1 protein-coding gene is annotated in these 248 nt (G+C 37.5%); it reads right to left on the reverse strand.

All coding sequences use genetic code 11. The annotated features are described in order from the left end of the window. On the reverse strand, window positions 1-191 hold a 191-nt coding region (locus OGY33_RS24535; RefSeq protein WP_502873592.1), incomplete at its 3' end, for a tail fiber assembly protein. Window positions 192-248 lie beyond the last annotated feature (57 nt).

A 248-nucleotide genomic window follows, 5' to 3' on the forward strand; every position in this document is an offset into this window, starting at 1 on the left:
GGAATATCAATCCAGACAGGCATATTTTGGCTGGAACTTAGCTGTTTGCCTTCAGGTGGTGCAAAGTTATATTCATTTCTGACGCTATCGGAAACCTCTATAACATCAGATGGTAATGAACCATTGGTAAGGTATTCTTCTTTCATCTCGATGGGATAAAAACCCAGGGTGCTTGGCGAAAATAAATACATGGTTATTTCCCTATGGCAATAAAGTATGAAGAATTCATTCCACCAATATTGTATTTA

Origin of the sequence: Citrobacter sp. Cpo032, from assembly GCF_030332975.1 — a bacterium.
Taxonomy (GTDB): domain Bacteria; phylum Pseudomonadota; class Gammaproteobacteria; order Enterobacterales; family Enterobacteriaceae; genus Citrobacter; species Citrobacter portucalensis.